Source organism: Salmonella sp. 32010601201800023SM, from assembly GCF_017572235.1.
GTDB classification, from domain to species: Bacteria; Pseudomonadota; Gammaproteobacteria; order Enterobacterales; family Enterobacteriaceae; genus Salmonella; species Salmonella enterica.
The window spans coordinates 1-523 of the sequence record NZ_JAGEQS010000023.1 but is presented as its reverse complement, the minus strand read 5'-3'; the positions used below and the strand labels follow the sequence as shown (position 1 = coordinate 523).

General features: G+C 54.5%; 1 rRNA gene. It reads right to left on the bottom strand.

Going from position 1 to position 523, the window contains the following annotated elements:
- Positions 1–523, bottom strand: a 23S ribosomal RNA gene (locus J4617_RS22835); the annotation flags it as partial.

The following is a 523-nucleotide window of genomic DNA, read 5'->3' as shown; positions in this document are numbered from 1 at the left end:
TCGCTGCCGCAGCTTCGGTGCATGGTTTAGCCCCGTTACATCTTCCGCGCAGGCCGACTCGACCAGTGAGCTATTACGCTTTCTTTAAATGATGGCTGCTTCTAAGCCAACATCCTGGCTGTCTGGGCCTTCCCACATCGTTTCCCACTTAACCATGACTTTGGGACCTTAGCTGGCGGTCTGGGTTGTTTCCCTCTTCACGACGGACGTTAGCACCCGCCGTGTGTCTCCCGTGATAACATTCTCCGGTATTCGCAGTTTGCATCGGGTTGGTAAGCCGGGATGGCCCCCTAGCCGAAACAGTGCTCTACCCCCGGAGATGAATTCACGAGGCGCTACCTAAATAGCTTTCGGGGAGAACCAGCTATCTCCCGGTTTGATTGGCCTTTCACCCCCAGCCACAGGTCATCCGCTAATTTTTCAACATTAGTCGGTTCGGTCCTCCAGTTAGTGTTACCCAACCTTCAACCTGCCCATGGCTAGATCACCGGGTTTCGGGTCTATACCCTGCAACTTAACGCCC